Raw genomic sequence first — 22,881 nt, forward strand, 5'->3', positions numbered from 1 at the left:
TTCTTTATTTATGTTTCCGAACCCTTGAAATCGTAATACTGCGTACCAACTCAACTCCAGTGTTTATAAACGTTTCAACAGACAACAGGTCTCCACATGGGTCGTCATTGGAAACATATCCACCGGCTGTACTGCACTAATCTCATACCCTGCCTCAGATAAAATCTTAACATCTCTTGCCAATGTAGCCGGATCGCAAGAAACATATACCACTCTTTTAGGACTCATATGAATAATCGTATCAAGTAGTTTCTGATCACACCCTTTTCTTGGAGGATCAACAACAATAACATCCGCTCTAATGCCTTCTTGATATTTTTTCTCAATTACTTGTTCTGCTTTACCAACAAAAAAATCAGCATTGTCTATTTTATTTAATTCCATATTATAATGCGCATCTTCAATCGCTTCTGGCACAATTTCTACTCCATAAACGTATTTAGCTTTACTTGCTAAATATAGTGCAATGGTTCCGATTCCACAGTATGCGTCCCAAACAATCTCTTCGCCAGTTAATTGTGCATAGTCTAGTACAGTTTTATATAGTTTTTCTGTTTGAATTGGATTCACCTGATAAAAAGACGTTGGTGATATCCTATATGATACATCTCCAATATTGTCAACAATGTGGCGCTTACCATATAAAACCTTTGTTTCGTTGCCAAGGATCACATTTGTTTTCTCACTATTTATATTTATTAGGATACCTTCAATCCAATCCAATTTAGAAAGCCTTTTAATAAGCTCTTCTTCCTTTGGAATTTTGCGTCCATTAACAACCAAGGTAACCTGAAGGACATCCTTATGCTTTGAGTATCTTGTCACGATATGTCTAATCAAGCCCTTATGATTTTCCTCATTATATGGTTTAACTCCATTATCAATCATGTAACTCTTGACCGCTTCAATGACTTCATCATTTTTAACATTTTGTATAGCACATGTTTCTATTGGTACAATCCTATGGCTTCTATTTACATAAAAACCTATCTGTATATTGCCAAACACATCCTCACCAACAGGATATTGGGCCTTGTTTCTATAGTGATATGGATCTTCCATTCCAATCGTAGGTTCTACTTTAATATGATTGAAGCCACCTATTCGCTTAAGGGTTTGTTCAACTTTATTTCTCTTAAATTCTAATTGTGCATTATAATTTATATGTTGTAGCTGACACCCTCCACACTTACTTGCAACTTTACAAGTTGGGGCACACCTATCTTTTGATGGCAAAATAATTTCTTCAATCTTAGCAAATCCTAAATTTTTATTTACTTTTATTACTTTGACGTAAACCTTATCTCCCGGAACAGCTCCTGGAACAAACAAGGCATAACCATCTATTTTTCCTACTCCATCACCATCAACGTTTAGATCATCAATCGTCAGAGAGTAGCATTCATTTTTAATTACTGGTATAACTTTTCCTATTTCCATTTTTTCACCTTTAATTAATATCTTGTTCTTCTAATATTACTATCTAATGCCCTTTGCCAACCAATCCAATCCTCTTCTGCTTCATCATTTTCTAGCATACTTGAAATAGATTTAAGCTTAGCATCTGTGTTATCTGCAAAATTAAGTGCGAAGGCTTCGATAATTTGAGGTTTTTTAGGTGAGCCATATTCCAACTCCCCATGGTGTGATATGATACAGTGTTTTACTAAATAAGCAAGCTTCTCAGGAAAACCAATAATTTCTCTAATTTTATTTCCAACCCATTCGACTGAAATCATAATATGTCCAAGGAGTTGCCCGGAGTCTGTATACTCTACTATAGGAAAGGATGATAGTTCCTCAAGCTTACCAACATCATGAAACAGTGCTGCTGTAAACAGCAAATCTTTATCGATGATTGGAAATTGTTTCGCATAAAACGAACAAAAATCAACAACTGAAAGAGTATGCTCTAATAATCCTCCTGAAAAATTATGGTGCATCGTTTTTGCTGCTGTATGCTCTTTAAACTTTTTAATAAAAGCTTTATCTTCAACAAAGAAGCTATCAACTAGTTGTTTTAAATATTTATTTTCTATGCCAGCAACATATTCCATTAATTCTTGATACATCTCATCAATATTTCTGTTTGAGACAGGTATATATTCTCTTGGATCATATTCTCCCTCTGAACTTTTTCTTACTCTTCGAATATTGAGTTGCATACCCCCTTGAAATAACACTACAGTACCATCAATACGGATATAATCTCCTTCATCAAAGTGATTAATCCCATCATTTAAATCCCATATTTTTGCATCTATTGTTCCACTCTTATCTTGAAGTCTTAATGAATAATATGTTTTACCTGCTTTTGTTTTTAATACTTGTTTATTTGCACATAAATAATGGTCAAGTACCCCATCATTTTCTTTTAATTCAGCTAAATAGCGCATGTTTAACTCCTCTCTAATCTATGACTATTTTATATTATACATTATTGAAGAATTTTTTTCACTCCTTTTTATTTTTTAACAAAAAAACCGGCTACGAAGACTTAATTTATCGTTACCAATAAAGAGACAAATCTTTTATTTAATGATTTGTCTCTTTATTAGTAAATAATATCCCTAAATGTCTACTCAGCATTATATGAATACCATTCTTGAACACTCTCTTCTAAACGCACAGCTTTAAAACCATGTGATCTTAATAATTCTACCGCTTCTACAGATAATAAACAATAACGACCACGGCAATAAGCAACAATTTCTTGGTTTTCAGGTAAAAGTGCTAAATGTTGTTCCAACTCTTCTATAGGAATTGAACTTGCACCAGGAATATGCATAATTTCATACTCTTCTTTAGGTCTTACATCAATTAGAGTAACACTCCCATCTTTCATTCTATGAATTAACCGACTTATTTGAATTTGTTCCATATTATCTTTATTGGTATAAATGTCTTCTCGGAGTTTATGAATTTCTGCAATCCGCTTTTCAGCTAGCAACTGTAAAGACAACATAAAATTTGCGACTGTTTTATCAGCTAATTTATAATATGAGTAAATTCCTTGTTTCTGATACTCGACAAGCCTTGATTCTAGTAAGGTTTGAAGATGTTGGGAGGTATTTGCCACACTCATCTCAGTTTCTCTTGCTATTGCATCAACAGTTTTAGTTCCTTGAGTTAGAATATCCAAAATTTCCAACCTTTTAGGACTTGCTATAGCCTTTCCTATTCTGGCAAGTTGGGTGTAACTACTATCTTTAAAGTTACGGGGTTCTTTTAACATAATAAAGCCTCCATTCAATCATTCAATTAATCTATTGACTATTATAACATATGGGTGTTATAATTCATAGTATATTATATCAACTAAAAAAGAAAGGACATTTCCCATGATATATTTAGATTATAATGCAACAACGCCTATTGATCAAGAAGTTGCCACATCAATGCTTCCTTATATTTATGAAAACTACGGAAACCCCTCAAGCGGCCATAAATTAGGTCTTGATGCAAAAAAAGCCGTGGAACAAGCTAGGGATAAGATTGCAGAACTTTTGAATTGTACCGCAAATGAAATAACATTTACAAGCGGAGGTAGCGAATCAAATAATACCGTAATTAAAGGTGTCGCTTATACTTACCGGAATAAAGGTGATCATATAATAACTTCACAAATTGAGCATCCTGCTATTTTAAATCCTTGTAAGTATTTAGAAAGACTCGGCTATGAAATAACCTATTTGCCGGTAAATGAATATGGTTTAGTGAATGTAGCAGATTTAGAAAAATCAATAACCAAGAGAACAATATTAGTAACTATTATGCATGCAAATAATGAAACCGGATCGATTCAGCCTATAGAGGATATATCAAAGATTTGCCGCAAGCATAACATATTGCTTCATACGGATGCAGCTCAATCTGTTGGGAAAATTCCTACAAATGTTGATGAACTAGGAGTTGATTTTCTAACAATTGCAGGTCATAAGCTATATGCACCGAAAGGCGTTGGAGCCTTGTATATAAGAAAAGGTCTTGCTGTTGAACCTTTAATTCATGGTGCCAGCCATGAAGTTGGAAGACGTGCTGGAACCGAAAATGTGATTTTTAATGTAGCTTTAGGTAAAGCCTGTGAAATTGCCAAGAAATCACTCTCAGACCCTAAAATCAAACAATTAACAGAATATTTTTACCAGAATCTTAAAGAACTATTTGGCCAAAAGATACGTATTAACGGAGATCTTAGCAAAAAATTACCAAATACATTAAATGTAAGTTTTGTAGGATATCAGGGTACAGACATACTGTTAAAATTAGGTAATGATATCGCTGTTTCAACAGGCTCAGCATGTCATACAGGCTCAATATCCATATCCCCTGTATTAAAAGCAATGAATATTCCTCCTGAAATTGCTCAAGGAGCTGTCAGATTTAGTTTGGGAAGGTATTCAACAAAAGAGGAAATCGACATAGTTCTTGATAGATTAAAAAAGGTTTCGACTGAGTACAAATAGGAGGAAATTATAATATGAAGTTTACACCACTTAGTTTTCAAGGACCATTAGCTGCAGGAGGCGTTGCCCTTATGCCTTTTGTTCTTTTACAGTTTACAGTACCTCATGAAAAAGCCTTAATAACATTATCGGATATTGAATTTACTGGATTGGGAATATTTAACACTTTCTATTTTATATCTTTGTTTGGAATAATGTTACTATTTACAATTATCCACTTGATTTTAACTGTAAATTCTTTAATAGGTCTTGTGAAATGGCTATCAAAAGAAAGAGAATTTATTAATTTTATTAATACGCCACTATCGAATATAGGAATTTTTTCGCCCATTGTTTCTCTGACTATGAGTATGAATGTTATTTTAGGTCCGGCATATTTCTTTATCACGAAGATATCCGCTAATTTACAAATAATAATGTGGCCAGCATTAATTTCCTTTGCAATTCTTTCTCTAATTTTCTTTATACTTGAAATAAAGATCTTTAAAATCTGGTTAAACCAAGCAATTGACTTGGATAAACTAAATTTTGGATGGTTACTCGATGCATTTGCTTTAGGTATGCTTTCTCTAGTTGGAACTGGTATTGCTTCATTATCAAATACTATTGAGATAGCTTCTACCGCAGCATTTATAGCCTTATTTACTTTGAGCTTTGGTTTCATTTTATTTATAAGTAAATTACTTTACTTAATTTACCACCAACTACGATCTATTACTTTACCAACAAAGCAAGCACAACCGACTTTCTTTGTAGTAATTCCCATTTCCTGTCTATTCGGAGTAAGTTTATATAAATTTTATGTTTATTTAGAAAAGTATTTTTTCTTCAACATTAAATTTTTATCTTATTTCGTTATTACCTTTTCTTTTGTAATTGCAATAGGTTGGGGGATTTTCTGTTTACATTTACTAAGTGATTATTTTAAAAATGAGTTTGTGAAAAATGAATTTTATCCAGGTCAATGGACCATAGTTTGTGCTCTTGTTGGTTCTGAAGTATTAGCATCTTATGTTTATGGAAATTTTTATGCGAACTTATTATTTATTATCTTTAATTATATAAGTATATTATTAGCGTCGATTATTTTTATTCTAATTCTAACCAGATATTATCAAGCAAATTATAGAGATAAAATCAACCCAGTAACTGTAAAAACATTTGCATAAGATGTCGGTTAGAATAGTTATTTTCTGTGAACCAGTTAAAACAGAAATGTTTTAACATTAAAATTCATCTAACAAAGAGAGGTATCTTTATGAAACTAGCTATTATTATTGAAACAAAGGAATATGAAAAGGCATGGAACGCTTTTCGTTTCGCGACTACTGCAAAAAAGAATGGACATGAAGTAAAAGTATTTCTTATGGGCGAAGGTGTAGAATGCGAATCGCTGACCCATGAAAAGTTTAATGTTGCAGAACAGTTTACTGCATTTACTGAAGCTGGTGGCGACATTTTAGCGTGTGGAACTTGCTTGAAATCACGAAACCTGGGATCTACGGATGTCTGCCCTCTATCTACAATGGTAGATTGTGTCAAAATGGTGGAATGGGCCGATAAAACTGTAACCTTCTAAATCAATTTAATTAATTATCAATTAACGAAGTAGGTACATTCTCTTTCTCTGAAAATGTACCCACTATTTTTTTAAAGCCTTTGGATTTTAGGCTTGTTTTTTATTATATATTAAAACCCTCGTTACCTATCTGCCGCTTTTCTAATTATATATGCAGAACTTTCCTAGCAAGAAAAAGGGCTGTTTTTAGTCTCAATATATGTATTATATTTCTATACTTTTACTTAATATTGCTTCTTGGCTTGACTGTCTTCTCATCCTACATGTGCCTTCGAGCTGAGCACCTTCGTCCATAACTATGGTTCCCACAATTACATCTCCTAACACTTTCCCTGTATGCGTAATTTGAAGCTGTTTTATAGCATGTATATTACCGATTACTTCTCCAGACACTAGTACATTATCAGCTTGTATAATTCCCTTAACCTTGCCAGTATCTCCAACCGTTAAACTTGCACTTACTTCAATATCTCCAGTAAATTCTCCTGATATAAGTACTGATGCCTTGGATATTAGTTTCGTAGCCTCAATTTGTGTATCCTTACAAATCACCGTAGTTGAAATATCTGCTGTAGATTTATCATTGCTTCCTAATTTTCTCATATCCCATACCTCTTAAAATATATAGTTGATTGGGTCCATGGTTTCACCATTATATAGCACTTCATAATGTAGATGCGCACCTGTTACTCTACCTGACGATCCTGAAACCGCTACCTGTGCACCCTTTAAAACTGCATCTCCAACTTCTACCAATAGTTCAGAGTTATGTGCATATAGCGTTTTATATCCATATCCATGGTCAATCACCACAGTATAACCATACCCCGACTCATATTCTGATGTAACCACTTTCCCATTGCCAGTTGCATAAACCGGTGAACATTTCGCCTTTAAGTCTATTCCTGTGTGAAATTCCGTTCTTCCATTTATCGGATCACTTCTCCAACCATATTTATCGTTTATTACTATACTAGCAAGGGGTGATCCCATAGGACACGCCTCCCATGCAGGAATCAATGCATCAAGTTTTGTATTCAGCTGTCGATAATCACCGATACTTACTGTTGTCATACTTAATGTGCTTTCTAGACTAGTTGACAGCCTGTCTACCTCGACCTCAAAAGTACGAATGATTTGATTGTCGATTTGATTTGTTTCTGGTTCAGCACTTTGAGCAAAAGCATTCATCGTCTTTGCAGCATCCAATATAAATTCTTTTTGCTGAGGGATTGGAGCTGAATCTGTAGAATTTAACTTACTATTCATTTCCTGTTTATATGTTTCTAATTCTTTTACTTTTCCATCTAAATCAGTGGCTAATATCCGTAATTGCTGTAATTGTTTATAATGCTCATTATTTGCGCTCTCAAGCTTCGCAATTAAAGTATCCTTGTCATTGATGGACGTACTCGTAGATAATGCATGTAAATTGCTTACAACTACTTGTTGTCTCAAATGAAGTACATAACCAGCTCCACCAATTACAAAAGCAATTAAAACAATACAGCAAATGAATATTGGCAACTTCGGTATTTTAACCACTTTAGCACTTTTTGTTGGATCTGGAATCATCATGAGCGTAATGTGTTTCCTCGCCTTTACCTCATGAATCTTCTTGCTCTTACTTTTTACATCTAATAATAATCCCATAACTATGCCGCCCTTTTATTATATATCTAATTTTTCTGGTTCTATGTATCCCCGTTTGATTCTAAAGTAAGTATCCTTTTGACGATGATCTCTTTAGGTGTCTACATTTTGTCTTAGTTATCTTCTAATAGGTGTCTGCATTTTGTCTGCCTTAGGTCTTTAGATGTTTTTTGTTTGTCTAAATGAATTCACTTTAATGTATGTTTTGTAAAAAGTCTCTTATTTAAATGTCTCACTTAAGCCGTTCGTATTTGCACTCATTTTGAATCCTTATTGGTGCAGCGTTTTATTATTATAACACAACTGTAATAATTTTGTAACAATTAATTCCCGATGATTTAATAGGGCTTTGGTCCTAATTTAAGCCGTTTTATATTGATAAAAAAGAAAAACTTACAACTTCCATATTACTTCCATTTGATGTAAAATATAGATAAGCTTTCATAGCCAAAAAAGGAGTACTTTATAATGAACAAAAAGATTTTAAAAACATTAGAATTCGACAAAATACTACAGTTGTTAACAACCTATGCTATTTCTTCCATTGGCAAGGAAGTAGCATCCCAATTAACACCTTATACAGATATAAATATCATAAACGAAAAGCTTGAAGAAACAGCTGATGCAACCAACTTAATCATTAGACAAGGTTCCCTGCCGTTGGGCGGCATTAAGAACATTCAAAAGTGTTTAAAGCGCCTTGAAATTGGTGGTAATTTATCAATCCATGAACTGCTTGATATAAGTGAGCTTCTGCGTGTAACCAAAAAAGTGATTTCTTATGCAAACCAATGTGGAGAGTTTTTAGATACAACGTCAATTAAAGATATGTTTCAACTATTGGATTCTGTTCATGTTTTGTACACTGAAATAACTCGCTGCATTTTATCTGAAGAGGAAATTGCCGATGATGCAAGTGCGAAGTTACAAACACTTAGAAGAGACATTCAAAGTACTCATTCTAAGATCAGACAACACTTGAACAAAATCTTAACATCTTCAAACTATAAGATTATGTTGCAGGACTCACTAATAACAGTAAAGAATGATAGATTTTGTGTTCCTATTAAGGCAGAATATAGAAGCTCCTTCCCAGGAATGATTCACGAACAATCGTCCTCAGGCTCCACCTTATTTATCGAACCACTTTCCGTTGTAGAGTTAAACAATACGCTTAAAACATTGATTGATGATGAAGGAAAGGAAATAGAACGCATATTAGCAGAATTAAGTGGGAGAGCTGCTGAGCACATTTACGTATTAGAATCTAATCAAACAATCCTTAGTAAGTTAGATTTCATTTTTGCTAAAGGCGAATTGGCTTTAAATATGCGTTGCTCTAAACCAATATTCAATACAGATAAAAAAATAAACCTGAAGAAGGCTTGTCATCCCTTATTAGACCCAAAAACAGTTGTACCAACAGATTTATATATTGGAGATAACTTCAACACCCTCGTAATTACTGGACCAAATACTGGTGGAAAAACTGTAACACTGAAAACGGTTGGATTACTTTCTCTTATGGGACAAGCTGGATTATATATCCCAGCCTTCGATAATTCTTCCTTAACTGTATTTGAAGAAATATTCGCAGACATTGGTGATGAGCAGAGTATAGCACAAAGTTTGAGTACATTTTCTTCCCATATGACGAATATTATAGAAATTCTTTCTTCTGCAAATGAAAATTCACTTGTTCTCTTTGATGAACTAGGTGCTGGAACTGATCCAACAGAAGGAGCTGCTCTTGCAATGGCAATTCTTGAAAATCTTTATAGCAGGCAAGTAATAACCATTGCAACAACACATTATAGTGAACTAAAGGTATATGCACTTTCCACCAAAGGTGTGGAAAATGCTAGTCAAGAATTTGACGTCCAAACACTTCGACCAACGTATAAACTGTTAATTGGAGTACCAGGAAAGAGTAACGCTTTTGCAATTTCTAAACGTCTTGGGTTATCCGATGATATTATCGATGAAGCAAAAAACTTATTAGAAGGTAAGGAAATTAGATTTGAAGATTTAATTACTGATCTAGAAATGAACAAAAAGCAAGCCCTTTATGAAAAGGAAAAAGCAGAACGTTTTAGAGTTGAGGCAGAAAAACTCCAGAAAGAAGTTCAAATACAAAAGGATAAGGTAAGCAGCCAAAAAGAAAGAATTCTTACGGAAGCAAAAGAAGAAGCCTATGCGATTCTATATGCTGCGAAACAAGATGCCGATAACATTATTAAAGATATGAATCAATTGGTAAAGAACTCAAAGACTCTTACCTCCGGCGACTTAGAAAAAAACCGCTCTCAACTTAGAAATGCCTTAACTGATTTGGAGTCTAAAATTGTTTCCCCTTCTAGAAAGCAAAAAGCAACTTCTCCTACATCAGTTAAAAAAGGAGATACTGTTCATGTATATTCTTTAGATCAGTCAGGCACTGTAATTTCTGCACCTAACAATAAAGGTGAAGTACAAGTACAACTAGGTATTATGCAGACAAAAGTAAATATATCCGACATTACTCTAAAACAAGATAATTCAGGAGAAGTTTCTAATAAACGTTCTCCTCGAACCTCCGGCAAAAAAATGGATCTTAATAAATCATTATCAATGTCCTCTGAACTTGATGTTAGAGGCACTACCAGTGACGAAGCACTGACCCTTGTAGAGAAGTATTTAGATGATGCATATTTATCTCATCTTCCTCAAGTAACCATTATTCATGGAAAAGGAACCGGTGCTCTTCGTATGGCAATACATTCTCAGCTAAAAAAGATTAAATATGTGAAAGCTTTTCGGCTTGGAGTATATGGAGAAGGTGAAACCGGAGTAACGATAGTTGAACTAAAATAATAAAGCGAGGTGAATTTCTATGGATTTTAAATCTAAAATACTCATTGTTGATGATGATGAGAATATAACTGAACTAATCTCTTTATATTTAATAAAAGAAGGTTACGATACTAAAATCGTTCATAGTGGAAGCTTAGCCCTTTCAACATTTCAAGCATACAGCCCTAATTTAGTCATTTTAGATCTGATGCTTCCTGGTAAAGATGGATATGATGTTTGTAAAGAAATTAGGCAAATAAGTAATGTTCCGATTATTATGTTGACTGCAAAAGGAGAAACTTTCGATAAAATACTTGGCCTTGAATTGGGTGCTGATGATTATATGGTTAAACCCTTTGACACGAAAGAACTCACTGCTAGAGTCAAAGCTGTACTAAGACGATTCACTCCCCAAAAGGATAAGTCAAAACAAATTATATTAGAAAACTTAAACATTAACCTGACTAACTACTCTGTCATGTTCAAAGATACAAAAATTGAAATGCCTCCAAAAGAGCTTGAATTATTATATTTTCTAGCTTCCAGTCCGAACCAGGTATTTACTCGGGAACAACTCCTTAATCGTATTTGGGGCTATGAATATCTGGGTGATACCAGAACAGTTGATGTTCACATTAAGAGAATTAGAGAAAAAATAAATGAAAATGATTACTGGGCAATCAAAACAGTCTGGGGAATAGGCTATAAATTTGAGGTGAAATAAACCATGCATAAATTCCGTACTCACAAACCCTTACTTGTTTATGCAATAATATCCTTTGCTTTATTTATGATTGTATTTGGCATCTTTACACAGGTTATTTCTAATCACTTTACGAAAACCTTAAAAAACGATCTGATTAATGAAGCAACTGAAATCGGTAATGATTATGTTGATGCTTGCTACACAAAAGATTATGACCTTGGCTATTTTGATTATAAATTCCAGTTTTTAAGTGAACAATATGAGACTCATACTGTAATAACAAATTCAAAAGGTATCGTATTATTAGATTCCCTGAAGGATCATGACTATTGCTTAGATGCTGAAAATATCTCTTCATTGGTTAAGGATACAACTAAAGGTTCAATTATTGTTGAAGAAGGCTCTGATCACAATCAATTTGGCAATCCTACTTTCTCTATTGGAGTCCCTATTATGAGAAAAGGTCTTGTATACTGCGTTGTAGTTATGCATGCACCTCTACCTAAGACCAATAGTACCATCTTTTTTATCTATAGAATTACTTTTATCACCTTAATAACCGCTCTAAGCTTAGCCTTTTTGTATACTTTAATATTTTCTAACCAAACAAATCGAACACTTGAAGCCCTTAACAAAACCTCAAAAGAGGTTGCAAATGGCAATTTTGCAAGCCGGGTTGACGTTACCTATGCTGGTCAATTTGGTGAGCTTGCAAATAATATGAACGACATGGCTGAAGAACTCGGCAAACTTGAGGCTATGCGCAAGGATTTTATTGCAAATATTTCTCACGATATAAGATCTCCATTAACATCAATAAAAGGCTTTGTACAGGCTATTCTAGATGGCACTATTCCATATGAAAACCAAGATAAATATTTAAACATTGTTTTAGATGAAACTGAACGATTATCTTACCTTACAAATAATATTTTATTGCTCACAAAAATGGAAAACCAGCAGGTTTTATTAGAAAAATCTTCTTTTGAATTACATCAAATTATTCGTAAGGTTCTTCTTCAATTTGACCAACATATTATTACTAAGAAAATGGAAGTTAAACTCTTATTCCACAAAAAAGACTTAGTAGTTTTTGCAGATACGAATCAAATTCAACGTGTACTCTACAACCTCATTGACAATGCAATCAAATTTAGTAATCTCCACGGAAAATTAATCATTGAAACAACAGTAATCAAGGATAAAGCAGAAATATCCATCTCTGATTCCGGGCAAGGAATTCCCGATGATAGCATTAAATACATATGGGATCGCTTTCACAAGGTTGACCGTTCAAGAGGAAAAGATAAAAAGGGCATCGGAATTGGATTATCAATAGTAAAAGAAATCATAAAAGCTCACGACGAACGAATTGACGTTAATAGTCAGCTAGGAAAGGGTACAAAGTTCACCTTTACATTACCTCTTTCAACCTCTAAAAACAGATAATTTAAGGGGCATCTACTGCAATAGATGCCCCTTTTTACTTTCTACAAAAGTTTAGTTTTTTACCACGTATAATCTCTTAATTGACCTTCTAACATTAATGAATTAAACTCACTTTGTCTTAATGCTTCATATAGTACGATAGCTACAGCATTAGATAAGTTTAGTGAACGAATCGCATCTAACATAGGTATTCTGATACTCGTGTCTTTATATCTCACCAATAGATCTTCTGGTATACCTGCACTTTCCTTCCCAAACATAATAAAGCTATCCTTTGGATATGTTACTTGCGCATAGGTTTGTCTTGCCTTAGTCGTAGCCATAAAAATTGTAGCATCAGGGTTTTTCAAACAAAAATCTTCAAAGCTAGAGTATACATGTAAATCTAATAAATCCCAATAATCTAGACCTGCTCTTTTTACAGACTTTTCATCAATAAAAAACCCTAATGGTTCTATCAGATGAAGTGCTGTTCCAGTTGCAACGCATGTCCTAGCAATATTTCCAGTATTTTGAGGTATTTCAGGTTCATGTAATAATATATTCATTGTTATTTTTCTTTAATCGCGACATTTATTTCAATTGTTTTATTTTCATCGAAAACCAATGGAATACAAATAGTCTTTGAATCACTTACAGAAATTGATAAATTCATACCTGCACATACAGATGGAGGTGTTATATCTAATGTAATCGCTTTTTTAGAAAACAATGTTGCTGCATTACCAAGAATCATATTACCTAATTCACTAATCGCACTCTTCGCCATATCATTTAGTTCATTTACGGGCATACCCATCATCATATGTGATGCTATTGAACATGCAACATCTGAAGTCATGTTAATTAAAACCTGTCCTCTTAAGTCACCTGTTATACCTACAATAATCATTAATGTGTTTCCTTCATAAGTTGCTTGGCTTAAATAAGGCTTTCCAACTCTTGCTTCAACGTGACAAAAGTCTCTAATAACCGTTTGTGCTGCTTCTATAAAAGGATTAATATATTCTACATTTACCATTTTAAATGCCTCCTTTTTTTGATTACTCACATTGTATCATAACCTTTATGTAATCACAACACATATAGCGCTTAAATGGTCAGTGTTTCCATAAATTACAAGCTACTTTGTTTACATAATCATAGGTTATTCTTGACAATTATATAAAAATAATGTAACATAATAATTACTAAATGATAGCCATTATTTAAAAGGGGGTAATTAAAATTCAACAAATAGCAGAACTATTAAAAAGTCACTCCATAAAAGTGACACCTCAACGATTGGCTATATATAACGTACTTTATAATACCACTGAGCATCCGAGTGCAGAAAAGATTTATCACGCTCTCCAAGCAACCCATCCTACAATGAGTCTTGCAACTGTATATAAAACCTTGGATACTTTTATTAAGTCCAACTTAGTTCAAGAATTAAATACAGGGGATGACTATATTCGCTATGATGCCCAAATACAAGAACATCCACATGCAATCTGTAATGCTTGTGGTAAAGTACAAGATCTTGATGTTCATTTATTAGATGGATTGTTAGCGCGTATTCAACAAGAAACGGATTATGATATACAATATCAAAAAATATATTTTTATGGACGATGTCCACAATGTAAATAAGAACCAAAGGAGTTATACCACTCCTTTGGTTCTCATTAGTTCTACACTTCTATTTCAATATTTTTTTCACAAATTCACTAATTCTTTCTAATGCGATCTTCAGATTATCGATGGAATAAGCATAGGAACATCTTATGAAGCCTTCTCCACATTCACCAAAGGCTGTCCCCGGTACCACTGCAACCTTTTGATCAAACAATAATTGTTTTGCAAATTCCTCTGACGATAGTCCTGTTTTTTGTATAGATGGGAATACATAAAAAGCTCCAAAGGGTTCAAAACAATCTAATCCCATTTTTCTAAAACCATCCACCATAAGCCTTCGTCTTTGATTATACGCATCTTTCATCTCTACAATATCTGAATCTCCATTTTTTGCAGCTTCAAGCGCAGCATATTGGCTTGTTGTTGGCGTACACATAATTGCATATTGATGAACAATTGTCATTGGAGCTATTATTTCCTTTGGCCCAACTGCGTAGCCAATTCTCCAACCAGTCATCGCATATGCTTTTGAAAACCCATTGATTACAACCGTTCTCTCTCTCATACCCGGAAGTGTTGCTATTGAAACATGCCCTTCCTTATAAGTGAGTTCTGCATAAATTTCATCTGATATTACAAATAAATTATGCTTAATAATCACTTCTGCGATTTTCTCAAGATCCTGCTTTTCCATAATAGCACCTGTTGGATTACTCGGAAAGGCCATTAAAATTGCTTTTGTTTTGTCAGTAATATGTGCCTCAATTTCTTCAGGCATCAATCTAAATTGATTTTCTGCTTGAAGCGCTATTGGAACAGCAATACCTCCCGCTAATAATGCACAAGGTTTATATGAAACAAAACAGGGCTCCGGAATCAGGACTTCATCACCAGGATTAAGCAACGTTCGAAGAGCTATATCGATACCTTCGCTACCACCAACAGTTACTACCATTTCTGTCCTAGGATCATATTTTAAGTCAAATTTTCTTTTCAGATAGTTACTGATTTCAATTCTCAAATCTAACATACCTGAATTCGATGTATAAAAGGTTTTTCCCTTCTCTAAAGAATAAATACCCTCTTCTCGTATATGCCAAGGAGTATCAAAATCAGGTTCACCAACTCCTAATGAAATAGCATCTTCCATTTCTGTTACAATATCAAAGAATTTTCTTATTCCCGAGGGAGGAAGACTACTTGCAATTGTCGATAAATTATATTCCATTATGGAGTCACCACCATTCTCTCATCTTTTTTCTCATCTTCTAAAATAATCCCATGTTCCTTGTATTTTTTTAGTACAAAATGGGTTGCAGTACTAAGTACTGCCTCAAGAGGCGCTAGCTTTTGACCTACAAATAACGCAACCTCTTTCATAGTCTTTCCTTCAATGATTACAGTTAAATCAAAACCACCTGACATAAGGTATACAGATTTTACCTCTTTAAATCTATAAATTCTCTCCGCAATTTTGTCAAAGCCTTCTCCTCTTTGAGGTGTAACTCTAACCTCAATTAAAGCTGTCACCTTATCTGCATCTACCTTATCCCAATTAATTAAGGTGTTGTATCCACAAATGATTTTTTCCTTTTCCAGATTACTCACTTCTTCAATAATTTCATTTTCACTCTTTCCTAGCATAATAGATAAATCACTCGTTGTAATTTTACTATTCTTTTCTATAATCTCCAATAGTTCTTCTCTCATTATAGTACCTCCGTAAGTTGTTAAAATGTGTATGCGCTAAATAACCTTATAAAGCTCGTCCGATTTTGCAGGCTCTAAGGCTCGTCTTGTTTCCTCTTGAATAACGATTCTATCATTGCCACTTGTAATCTTACCGATTACCGCTGCTTGAATTCCATGAGCTATTAATCTATCAACAAGTAATTGGCCACTGTCAGCAACCATCAGCATAGATCCACTAGAAATTAACTTATAAGGATTTAATTCGAAGTATTCGCAAATCTCTACTGTTTCTTGTTTAATTGGTATCTTATCTAAAAATATTTCTACGCCCTTTCGGGCGCTAGCGGCCAGTTCCCACAATGCGCCAAATATACCACCTTCAGTTGCATCATGCATGATCGTAACTCCATGCTCATTAGCAATCTTGCTTTCAGGAACAACTGAAATATATTGATTCAAGGCTTTTGCCCTTTCAATGAATTCATTATTGTAATGTGCTTTTAATACTTCCTCCTTGTGCACCGCAATGATAGCGGTTCCCTCAAGTCCTGCCCATTTAGTCATGATGACATCTTGGCCTTCCTTAACCTTCTTAGGAGTCAATAACTTGTCCTTCTTTACTTTACCAATTCCAGTAACACATAATAACGGCTGATTCACCGCAGTTGTTACTTCTGTATGGCCTCCCATGACTTGGAGATTTAACGCTTCACATGTAGTAGCTACATCCTTCATGATGTTTTTTAAATCACTTTCATGAAAGTTCTCCGGAAGTAAAACAGTAAGCATAAGCCCTACTGGTTCAGCACCGCACGCAGCCAAATCATTTGCAGTAATATGTACTGCTAACGAACCAATGTCCTTTACCGCACCGGTAATTGGATCACAAGAAAGCGCAAATAGCTCATCAGGTCCAAATTGGCCAATACTACAGTCTTCACCAATATTTGGTCCAACCAAAATTTCTTTTCTCTTAACTTTAAGTTGCTTGAAAACAGATCTTTTTAGAATTGTCTCTGGCACTTTTCCCGTTTTCATATATTTCTTCTCCTTAAATGAAACTATATAGTTTCACGGAATGTAGTATATTCTTTTCATTCATCAAGAGATAGTTCCCTTTATTCCACAATATACTCTGGATTAATATCTATAATATCTTCTTGTACTGGGCCATCCGCTGGTTCATCTATCGGTAATGGATCTTGTTCTATTTGAATAGCTGGTTCAACTATAGGCTTTTCTACTGCTATTGGCGCACTACCTCTTCTAACCTCTGCCGCTGTTGCACCATAATTACTCGTATTAATGTTTAACTTTTCGCTAAGATTTCCTTCAATATAAATCAATTTATATAATTTTACAGTATACCCTATTGTAGGTTTTTTTTCAACAACTTCTTCACCTTCTTTTAAAGATGGATCAAGAGTTATTTTTTGTGGAGGAGGCATTATTGTATCTATTATAACAGATTCAAACTTAATAGTACGATTATTGGCTCTAATTTCTTTACCATAGATGTTCATATATAGTTGATGGTTCTTGATATAGCTTTCAATATAGAGCGGATTGTCTGTATCATTCTTAAACTTAAAGTCAATATAATCTCCCGCTAAAGTGGCATCTCGTCCCTTCTCGATATAACCTACTGGCAATGAATGATTTTGTCGTTGAACAATCTCCAACTCAGCTAATAGCACAGAATTATAAAGAGTAGTTGCAATTTGACATACCCCTCCACCAATTCCCGGTTGAATTTTACCATTTAAAATGATAGGTGCTTCTTGATAACCACTTGAAGAGTTTACTGGCCCAATCGTATCATTTGTTGAAAAAACATCTCCTGGAAATAATATCGTACCATTAATCTTCTCACTCGCTATTCTTAAGTTTTCATTTCTAGCTGTTTGACTGACAGAAAATTCCGTATAAAAACTCCCTAAAGAATCTTTAACATCTTCATAAACTACTTTAGTAATCTTCGGATTTACTTGAGCTAGTTCTAGCTTAACTTCATCTAGACCTACTGATAACCCATCTTTTATCACCTTAATACTCTTCTCAATTGTTAGCTCTTTGCCTATAACCTCTTCCTTAATAACAAATGCATTGTTTTCTCTTAAGAGCACAGCGTCTAGAGGTAATACATCATATTCTGCTTTAGCTGTTTCTAATATCTCGTTTATTTTCTCGTCATTATACTTTTCTTCAATTTCAATTATAAACGGGGTTTTTTTATATTTTTTGATTTGCTTATATCTATCGCTTCTAGTTCCTACTTTTCCAATTTGGTAGGCATTCTCTATTAATGAAGAATAGTCTATTTCATGTTCAAAATAACTATATGGAAGCATATAGGCTATCTTGCCTTCTATTAAAAGCTTAAGTTGTTTTTCATTATTATGTTTTTCTATACCACTTTTGAGCACCTCTAATGCTTCGGATTTTACCAATCCGCCTATATGTATATCTTCAATATAGATACCTTCGTAGATCACATCTCTCTCAATAACTGATTTTATATGATCGTTTCTAAATTTTTGTCCAACAAGGAAGCCAACAATACATAAAGCTATCAGTATTATCATGGTGATCGCCCTCTTTTTATTCATAAAATCACCCCTTTTATCAATCGTTATTAAGCTTTGTGCTTTCTTATATATTTACTCAAATATAAGAAAAAAATACCTGTTTGCTATATAAATAGTTTGTAAACGAATAAATGAGAATATTTTTTACTATTAATGTAGATACTACTTTTGACCAAATGGAAGACTTCTTTCATTTATATTGTCATATTAAAATTAAGGAGGGTTTTTATGACCACTAGAGAGTTAAATTACCTTAGCGATACTTTGAAAAACGAGCAAATAGTTATTAAGAAGTATCAAGACTATGGAAATGTTGTTCAGGATCAACAATTAAAATCCGTTTGTAATGATATGATTCGAAAGCATCAAGAACACTACACTCAACTCGTACAACAGCTTAACAGTTAATCAAAAAGAAAACTTTTATTTTGGAGGTAATTATGAACAACGTACGAAGCGATCAAGACTTTGCCAATGATTTGCTATTATCCGAAAAACAATTATGTGCCTCAATTGCAATTGCTGCTACTGAGTCAGCTACTGAAAGTATAAGAAATGGTTTTAAAAACATATTATCTAGTCAATTAGATATACAAAATCAGGTTTTTAAAACTATGTCGAGTAATGGTTGGTATTCTGTAGATCAGGCTGATAGTTCGAAGATTCAACAAGCTAAAACGACTTATTCGACATTTACAGTTTAAAATTTAGGTGCGTAGTAGGTAGGTTGTCGACAAAGAGGTTATACTATATGTTTTTTTCGCTCCAACCCGCGTCCATGCGGGTTAAGTCACGCCGCTACGCATCCTGCTCCGCTAACAAACATATAGTATAACCTCTTTGTCTCTGTAATGTAAATTTATTAAAAATAAAGAACATATATCGAAAGATATGATGTTCTTGTTTTTGTTTATCTGTAGTTTATTCTATAACTTCTACCGAATCATTTGTGTTTTTTAGTGTATCAGTCGTATTTTGAATGGTAACATTTGGGTTTTCTTCTATGCTATCGTTACTACCTTCATCGAGGGTGTTTTCTTCATTGGTGATTGAGTAGTCTTCGAACATGATGTCGCTTGGGGGTGAGAAGGTTGTTGAGGTTACGCTTGCTGGTAAGGAGATATTGTTTATGGTTGTTTGGGTCGCCAACGTATCTCCGTCATAGATTTCAGTTTTTATTGCTATGCCGTATCTTAGAGAAATCCATGAAACAATTTTGTTGTTGCCCTCAATGATCTCAAAATAAATAACTGGATCACCTTCATAGTCAATTACTTCTGCTTTGCTTAGATTTGATTCTTCTGCGTAAAGCATAGTTAGGTCATATTCACCTTCCATCGCTGGTCCATTTCCACCACTTAGATCATCTTTATATTTATAGCCTTGCTTTCTTGCTTCAAAATATTTATAGGTCATTTGCTCCTCGGCATTATAGATTGTTACTTCAACGCCTTCACCTTGGGACTCTGTCTTTGTTTTATAACTTTTCCCTGACTTTATCATCGAACCAATGGTTTCATATGCCCTGTCAGAAGATCCAATTACAGTTTTCATATCATAGGTTATTGCATTAATTGGATTTATTATTTTAGCTGCTCTAATTAGCTCTATTCCTGTTAGATTATCATCGACAATGATCGCAAAGTTTTGGGTATTCATTTTGTCTTCAATATTTTCATTTTGTTCATCATTCTGATCTTCCTGGTTATTCTCACCAGTTGATTCTTCATTTTCACTTGAATCTATCTTATTTGTATCCTTATCATTATTATTGTTACATCCCACTGCTACGAAAACTAAATAAAATAAAAAACACACAAAAATAATATGTACCCTCTTCATTATTGTCACCTTTCAAAATATAATTTATGTATACTCTCTATTATATTTCAATCGGGAAAATATGGCAAGTGACCTATGTAAATTTCTAAAAATTTTAATTTAAGGGTCATGTCAAAATAATATGACCTGACCCTTGGGGTAATTGCTATTTAGTTAAAGAATCCTAATGCACTTAGAATTGTCTTTGTTATTTAAAATCTATTAATTGCACTAATTAATGCTTTGATAGAAGCCTTCGTAGTATTTCGATCTGTACCAGCTCCAAAGAATCTTTTTCCAGTGATTTCATCCTCAAGCTGAATATACGCTGCAGCCTCTGCATTTTCACCGTCAGATATTGCATGTTCATCATAGGATACCAATTTATATCCCACTAAGCCTTCTTTTTGAAGTCCGTGGAAGAATGCAGAAATAGGTCCATTACCAATACCATTAATTTGCTTACTTACGCCATTATAACGAATTTCAGCAGACATCGTAACACCATTTTCATCTCCATCTTCAATAAAGCTGTTAATACGAACAAGCTCCATTGGCATAATAAGATTTAAAAATTCTTTTTTGAAAATTCCAAATATCTCTTGAGCCATTAACTCTTTTCCCGTTTCGTCTGTTAATACTTGAATAGGCTTACTTACTTCAGGATGCATTGCCTTTGGTAATTTAAATCCAAATTCCTCTTCAAGAATAAAGGCTACACCACCTTTACCTGATTGGCTATTTATTCTGATAATAGCTTCGTACTTTCTTCCAATGTCGGCTGGATCAATAGGTAAATATGGCACCTCCCAGTATTGTGGATTTTCATCCTGATAAACTTTCAAACCTTTTTTTATAGCATCTTGATGCGAACCAGAAAATGCTGTAAAAACTAGGTTCCCAGCATATGGATGACGCTCGTGTACATCCATTCCTGTACATTTTTTATAAGTTTCAACAATATGATCAATATCCTCTATGTTAACACCTGGATCTATACCTTGTGAAAAAAGATTCATAGCAAGGGTTAAGATGTCTACATTTCCAGTTCTTTCTCCATTTCCAAATAATGTACCCTCAACTCGATCTGCACCTGCAAGTAATGCTAGCTCAGTCGCGGCTACGCTAGTTCCTCTATCGTTATGCGCATGTACGCTTAATAATACACAATCTCTTTTTTTCAAATTCTTAATAAACCACTCCACTTGATCTGCATAAATATTAGGCGTGGCCATTTCAACAGTTGCAGGAACATTTATAATAACCTTTTTATCTGGGGTAGGTTGCCAAATATCAATAACGGCTTCACAAATTTCAAGTGCATAATCCATTTCCGTTCCTGTAAAGCTTTCTGGAGAATATTCAAACACAAACTCTGTTCCAGAATATTGTTCTGCTAGGTCTTTCAAAAGCTGCGCTCCCTCAATAGCAATCTCAATGATTTCTTCCTTATCTTTATTAAATACAACCTTTCTTTGTTGAACCGATGTCGAATTATAAACATGAACAATAGCTCTTTTTGCTCCTGCTAGAGCTTCAAAAGTTTTCTCAATAAGATGTTTTCTCGCCTGCGTTAAAACTTGAACTGTTACATCTTCTCTAATTAAATCCTCTTCAATCAATGTTCTTAAAAATTTGTATTCTGTATCTGAGGCAGATGGAAATCCTATCTCAATTTCCTTATACCCCATATCTTGAAGCAATTGAAACATTTCTATCTTTTGCTCTACACTCATTGGTATTGGTAATGCTTGATTACCATCCCTCAAATCTACACTACACCAAATAGGTGCTGTTTCTATCGTTTTTGATGGCCAAGTACGTTCCGGAAAATTCATTGTAGGATATTTCTTATATTTTGTATAGTTCATATTCATTGCATTACCTCCATTAATTTTTATTATTTGTTTTAAGTTCCAATATTATTGCAAGAGTAAATAAAAAAATAAGCCCACTTCTCTTATACTACAGAGACGAAAGACTTTTCGCGGTACCACTCTTATTCACTTCTATTCAAGCTAATGCTCTATAAGAAATGCACTTAATAGATACTGATAATTTGACATATAAAAACCCTAATCGCATAAGAGAAAAGGGAGCACTTTTAGAACCACTCTTTGATGAGTAAGGATACAGGTCACATTACCGATATCTTGCCCTATTAACGGTTGGCTTCCGTCCCTACCTACTTATTGTTCAGCGGGCTACTCCAAGGCGAGTTCAATATTTTTCAAATGTCGCTTCACACCAACCAACGACTCTCTGTTATTATTCAAATATTTACTATTCCTCTTCACTGTATTTATATATTCATTTTTTGTAAGTATAATTTAATGTCTTGGTTTTGTCAAGTAGTTTTTTACTTCAAAAATTAAATTTCTGAACCATTTATGATAATGTCCTAGTATATCATTTGTGATTATGTCCCGTTTGATAAATCTATAGTATGATATAACCTCATCATAAAATTAGACA

Annotated in this window: 21 protein-coding genes and 1 pseudogene; 9 read left to right on the forward strand and 13 right to left on the reverse strand. The window is 33.9% G+C overall.

The window, feature by feature from the left end; translation table 11 throughout:
• Positions 1 to 63 precede the first annotated feature (63 nt).
• From CVU84_16975 to CVU84_16985, 3 genes are all read right to left on the reverse strand, one after another.
• The gene (locus CVU84_16975; protein PKM93202.1) at positions 64 to 1,422 is read right to left on the reverse strand and encodes a 23S rRNA (uracil(1939)-C(5))-methyltransferase RlmD; all 1,359 of its coding nucleotides are present in this window, start codon (positions 1,420 to 1,422) and stop codon (positions 64 to 66) included.
• Positions 1,423 to 1,454: 32 nt separating this feature from the next.
• Positions 1,455 to 2,396: a hydrolase gene (locus CVU84_16980; protein ID PKM93183.1), complete on the reverse strand. Its 942-nt coding sequence runs from the start codon at positions 2,394 to 2,396 to the stop codon at positions 1,455 to 1,457.
• Between the two features lie 182 nt (positions 2,397 to 2,578).
• The gene (locus tag CVU84_16985; GenBank protein ID PKM93184.1) at positions 2,579 to 3,235 is read right to left on the reverse strand and encodes an ArsR family transcriptional regulator; all 657 of its coding nucleotides are present in this window, start codon (positions 3,233 to 3,235) and stop codon (positions 2,579 to 2,581) included.
• 106 nt (positions 3,236 to 3,341) lie between these two features.
• Here CVU84_16985 and CVU84_16990 point away from each other — a divergent pair, with 106 nt between their 5' ends.
• The 3 genes and pseudogenes from CVU84_16990 to CVU84_17000 all read left to right on the forward strand — a co-directional run bounded on the left by CVU84_16990 (position 3,342) and on the right by CVU84_17000 (position 6,045).
• Positions 3,342 to 4,466, forward strand: a complete 1,125-nt coding sequence (locus CVU84_16990) for a cysteine desulfurase NifS (protein ID PKM93185.1) — start codon at positions 3,342 to 3,344, stop codon at positions 4,464 to 4,466.
• 14 nt (positions 4,467 to 4,480) lie between these two features.
• Positions 4,481 to 5,443 (forward strand): annotated as a pseudogene (locus CVU84_16995) (hypothetical protein).
• Positions 5,444 to 5,724: 281 nt separating this feature from the next.
• Complete coding sequence (locus tag CVU84_17000; protein ID PKM93186.1) at positions 5,725 to 6,045, forward strand: DsrE family protein; 321 nt, start codon at positions 5,725 to 5,727, stop codon at positions 6,043 to 6,045.
• A 204-nt stretch (positions 6,046 to 6,249) separates the two neighbouring features.
• Here the strand turns inward: CVU84_17000 and CVU84_17005 are convergent, their stop codons facing one another.
• Positions 6,250 to 6,648, reverse strand: coding sequence for a cell shape determination protein CcmA (locus tag CVU84_17005; protein ID PKM93187.1), 399 nt, complete (start codon positions 6,646 to 6,648; stop codon positions 6,250 to 6,252).
• Positions 6,649 to 6,660: 12 nt separating this feature from the next.
• Positions 6,661 to 7,698 (reverse strand): hypothetical protein, encoded by a 1,038-nt coding sequence (locus CVU84_17010; protein PKM93188.1) that lies wholly within the window; start codon positions 7,696 to 7,698, stop codon positions 6,661 to 6,663.
• A 468-nt stretch (positions 7,699 to 8,166) separates the two neighbouring features.
• Between CVU84_17010 and CVU84_17015 the strand changes: the two genes are divergently transcribed.
• The 3 genes from CVU84_17015 to CVU84_17025 are packed head-to-tail and all read left to right on the forward strand — an operon-like array spanning position 8,167 to position 12,685.
• Entirely contained in the window at positions 8,167 to 10,551 is a 2,385-nt protein-coding gene (locus CVU84_17015) for an endonuclease MutS2 (protein ID PKM93189.1), read from the forward strand.
• 19 nt (positions 10,552 to 10,570) lie between these two features.
• Positions 10,571 to 11,254, forward strand: a complete 684-nt coding sequence (locus CVU84_17020) for a DNA-binding response regulator (GenBank protein PKM93190.1) — start codon at positions 10,571 to 10,573, stop codon at positions 11,252 to 11,254.
• 3 nt (positions 11,255 to 11,257) lie between these two features.
• Positions 11,258 to 12,685, forward strand: coding sequence for a hypothetical protein (locus CVU84_17025; protein ID PKM93191.1), 1,428 nt, complete (start codon positions 11,258 to 11,260; stop codon positions 12,683 to 12,685).
• Between the two features lie 59 nt (positions 12,686 to 12,744).
• Here CVU84_17025 and CVU84_17030 read toward each other — a convergent pair whose 3' ends face one another.
• Positions 12,745 to 13,233: a tRNA (uridine(34)/cytosine(34)/5-carboxymethylaminomethyluridine(34)-2'-O)-methyltransferase TrmL gene (locus CVU84_17030; GenBank protein PKM93192.1), complete on the reverse strand. Its 489-nt coding sequence runs from the start codon at positions 13,231 to 13,233 to the stop codon at positions 12,745 to 12,747.
• Between the two features lie 2 nt (positions 13,234 to 13,235).
• Entirely contained in the window at positions 13,236 to 13,706 is a 471-nt protein-coding gene (locus CVU84_17035) for a chemotaxis protein CheX (GenBank protein PKM93193.1), read from the reverse strand.
• 206 nt (positions 13,707 to 13,912) lie between these two features.
• Between CVU84_17035 and CVU84_17040 the strand changes: the two genes are divergently transcribed.
• A complete protein-coding gene (locus CVU84_17040) occupies positions 13,913 to 14,320 on the forward strand; it encodes a transcriptional repressor (GenBank protein ID PKM93194.1) in 408 nt (135 codons plus the stop codon).
• Between the two features lie 49 nt (positions 14,321 to 14,369).
• On the opposite strand, the gene CVU84_17045 is transcribed toward CVU84_17040, so the two are convergent.
• The 4 genes from CVU84_17045 to CVU84_17060 form a co-directional block, all read right to left on the reverse strand.
• On the reverse strand, positions 14,370 to 15,533 hold the full coding sequence (locus CVU84_17045) for an aromatic amino acid aminotransferase (protein PKM93195.1): 1,164 nt from the start codon (positions 15,531 to 15,533) through the stop codon (positions 14,370 to 14,372).
• The gene (locus CVU84_17050) at positions 15,533 to 16,015 is read right to left on the reverse strand and encodes an AsnC family transcriptional regulator (GenBank protein PKM93196.1); all 483 of its coding nucleotides are present in this window, start codon (positions 16,013 to 16,015) and stop codon (positions 15,533 to 15,535) included. The genes CVU84_17045 and CVU84_17050 overlap by 1 nt, the downstream gene beginning before the upstream one ends.
• Positions 16,016 to 16,051: 36 nt before the next feature.
• Entirely contained in the window at positions 16,052 to 17,035 is a 984-nt protein-coding gene (locus CVU84_17055) for a hydrogenase maturation factor (protein PKM93197.1), read from the reverse strand.
• Positions 17,036 to 17,115: 80 nt separating this feature from the next.
• On the reverse strand, positions 17,116 to 18,606 hold the full coding sequence (locus CVU84_17060) for a hypothetical protein (protein ID PKM93198.1): 1,491 nt from the start codon (positions 18,604 to 18,606) through the stop codon (positions 17,116 to 17,118).
• A gap of 207 nt (positions 18,607 to 18,813) precedes the next feature.
• Here CVU84_17060 and CVU84_17065 point away from each other — a divergent pair, with 207 nt between their 5' ends.
• A complete protein-coding gene (locus tag CVU84_17065) occupies positions 18,814 to 18,993 on the forward strand; it encodes a spore coat protein (protein ID PKM93199.1) in 180 nt (59 codons plus the stop codon).
• Positions 18,994 to 19,025: 32 nt separating this feature from the next.
• On the forward strand, positions 19,026 to 19,289 hold the full coding sequence (locus CVU84_17070; GenBank protein ID PKM93200.1) for a hypothetical protein: 264 nt from the start codon (positions 19,026 to 19,028) through the stop codon (positions 19,287 to 19,289).
• Positions 19,290 to 19,506: 217 nt separating this feature from the next.
• Here CVU84_17070 and CVU84_17075 read toward each other — a convergent pair whose 3' ends face one another.
• Together CVU84_17075 and leuA are read right to left on the reverse strand one after the other, a co-directional pair.
• Positions 19,507 to 20,427, reverse strand: a complete 921-nt coding sequence (locus tag CVU84_17075) for a hypothetical protein (protein PKM93201.1) — start codon at positions 20,425 to 20,427, stop codon at positions 19,507 to 19,509.
• Between the two features lie 191 nt (positions 20,428 to 20,618).
• On the reverse strand, positions 20,619 to 22,277 hold the full coding sequence (gene leuA / locus CVU84_17080; protein ID PKM93203.1) for a 2-isopropylmalate synthase: 1,659 nt from the start codon (positions 22,275 to 22,277) through the stop codon (positions 20,619 to 20,621).
• Positions 22,278 to 22,881 lie beyond the last annotated feature (604 nt).

It is taken from the genome of Firmicutes bacterium HGW-Firmicutes-1, from assembly GCA_002841625.1.
Lineage (GTDB): Bacteria > Bacillota > Clostridia > Lachnospirales > Vallitaleaceae > HGW-1.

Bases quoted from the DNA above. Each gene is read 5' to 3' on its own strand.
- leuA (PKM93203.1), bottom strand. From the start codon at position 22,277: ATGAACTATACAAAATATAAGAAATATCCTACAATGAATTTTCCGGAA.
- CVU84_17055 (PKM93197.1), bottom strand. From the start codon at position 17,035: ATGAAAACGGGAAAAGTGCCAGAGACAATTCTAAAAAGATCTGTTTTC.
- CVU84_16980 (PKM93183.1), bottom strand. From the start codon at position 2,396: ATGCGCTATTTAGCTGAATTAAAAGAAAATGATGGGGTACTTGACCAT.
- CVU84_17005 (PKM93187.1), bottom strand. From the start codon at position 6,648: ATGAGAAAATTAGGAAGCAATGATAAATCTACAGCAGATATTTCAACT.
- CVU84_17045 (PKM93195.1), bottom strand. From the start codon at position 15,533: ATGGAATATAATTTATCGACAATTGCAAGTAGTCTTCCTCCCTCGGGA.
- CVU84_17030 (PKM93192.1), bottom strand. From the start codon at position 13,233: ATGAATATATTATTACATGAACCTGAAATACCTCAAAATACTGGAAAT.
- CVU84_16985 (PKM93184.1), bottom strand. From the start codon at position 3,235: ATGTTAAAAGAACCCCGTAACTTTAAAGATAGTAGTTACACCCAACTT.
- CVU84_17010 (PKM93188.1), bottom strand. From the start codon at position 7,698: ATGGGATTATTATTAGATGTAAAAAGTAAGAGCAAGAAGATTCATGAG.
- CVU84_17070 (PKM93200.1), top strand. From the start codon at position 19,026: ATGAACAACGTACGAAGCGATCAAGACTTTGCCAATGATTTGCTATTA.
- CVU84_17075 (PKM93201.1), bottom strand. From the start codon at position 20,427: ATGAAGAGGGTACATATTATTTTTGTGTGTTTTTTATTTTATTTAGTT.
- CVU84_17060 (PKM93198.1), bottom strand. From the start codon at position 18,606: ATGAATAAAAAGAGGGCGATCACCATGATAATACTGATAGCTTTATGT.
- CVU84_17050 (PKM93196.1), bottom strand. From the start codon at position 16,015: ATGAGAGAAGAACTATTGGAGATTATAGAAAAGAATAGTAAAATTACA.
- CVU84_17025 (PKM93191.1), top strand. From the start codon at position 11,258: ATGCATAAATTCCGTACTCACAAACCCTTACTTGTTTATGCAATAATA.
- CVU84_17000 (PKM93186.1), top strand. From the start codon at position 5,725: ATGAAACTAGCTATTATTATTGAAACAAAGGAATATGAAAAGGCATGG.
- CVU84_16990 (PKM93185.1), top strand. From the start codon at position 3,342: ATGATATATTTAGATTATAATGCAACAACGCCTATTGATCAAGAAGTT.
- CVU84_17020 (PKM93190.1), top strand. From the start codon at position 10,571: ATGGATTTTAAATCTAAAATACTCATTGTTGATGATGATGAGAATATA.
- CVU84_17065 (PKM93199.1), top strand. From the start codon at position 18,814: ATGACCACTAGAGAGTTAAATTACCTTAGCGATACTTTGAAAAACGAG.
- CVU84_17035 (PKM93193.1), bottom strand. From the start codon at position 13,706: ATGGTAAATGTAGAATATATTAATCCTTTTATAGAAGCAGCACAAACG.
- CVU84_17015 (PKM93189.1), top strand. From the start codon at position 8,167: ATGAACAAAAAGATTTTAAAAACATTAGAATTCGACAAAATACTACAG.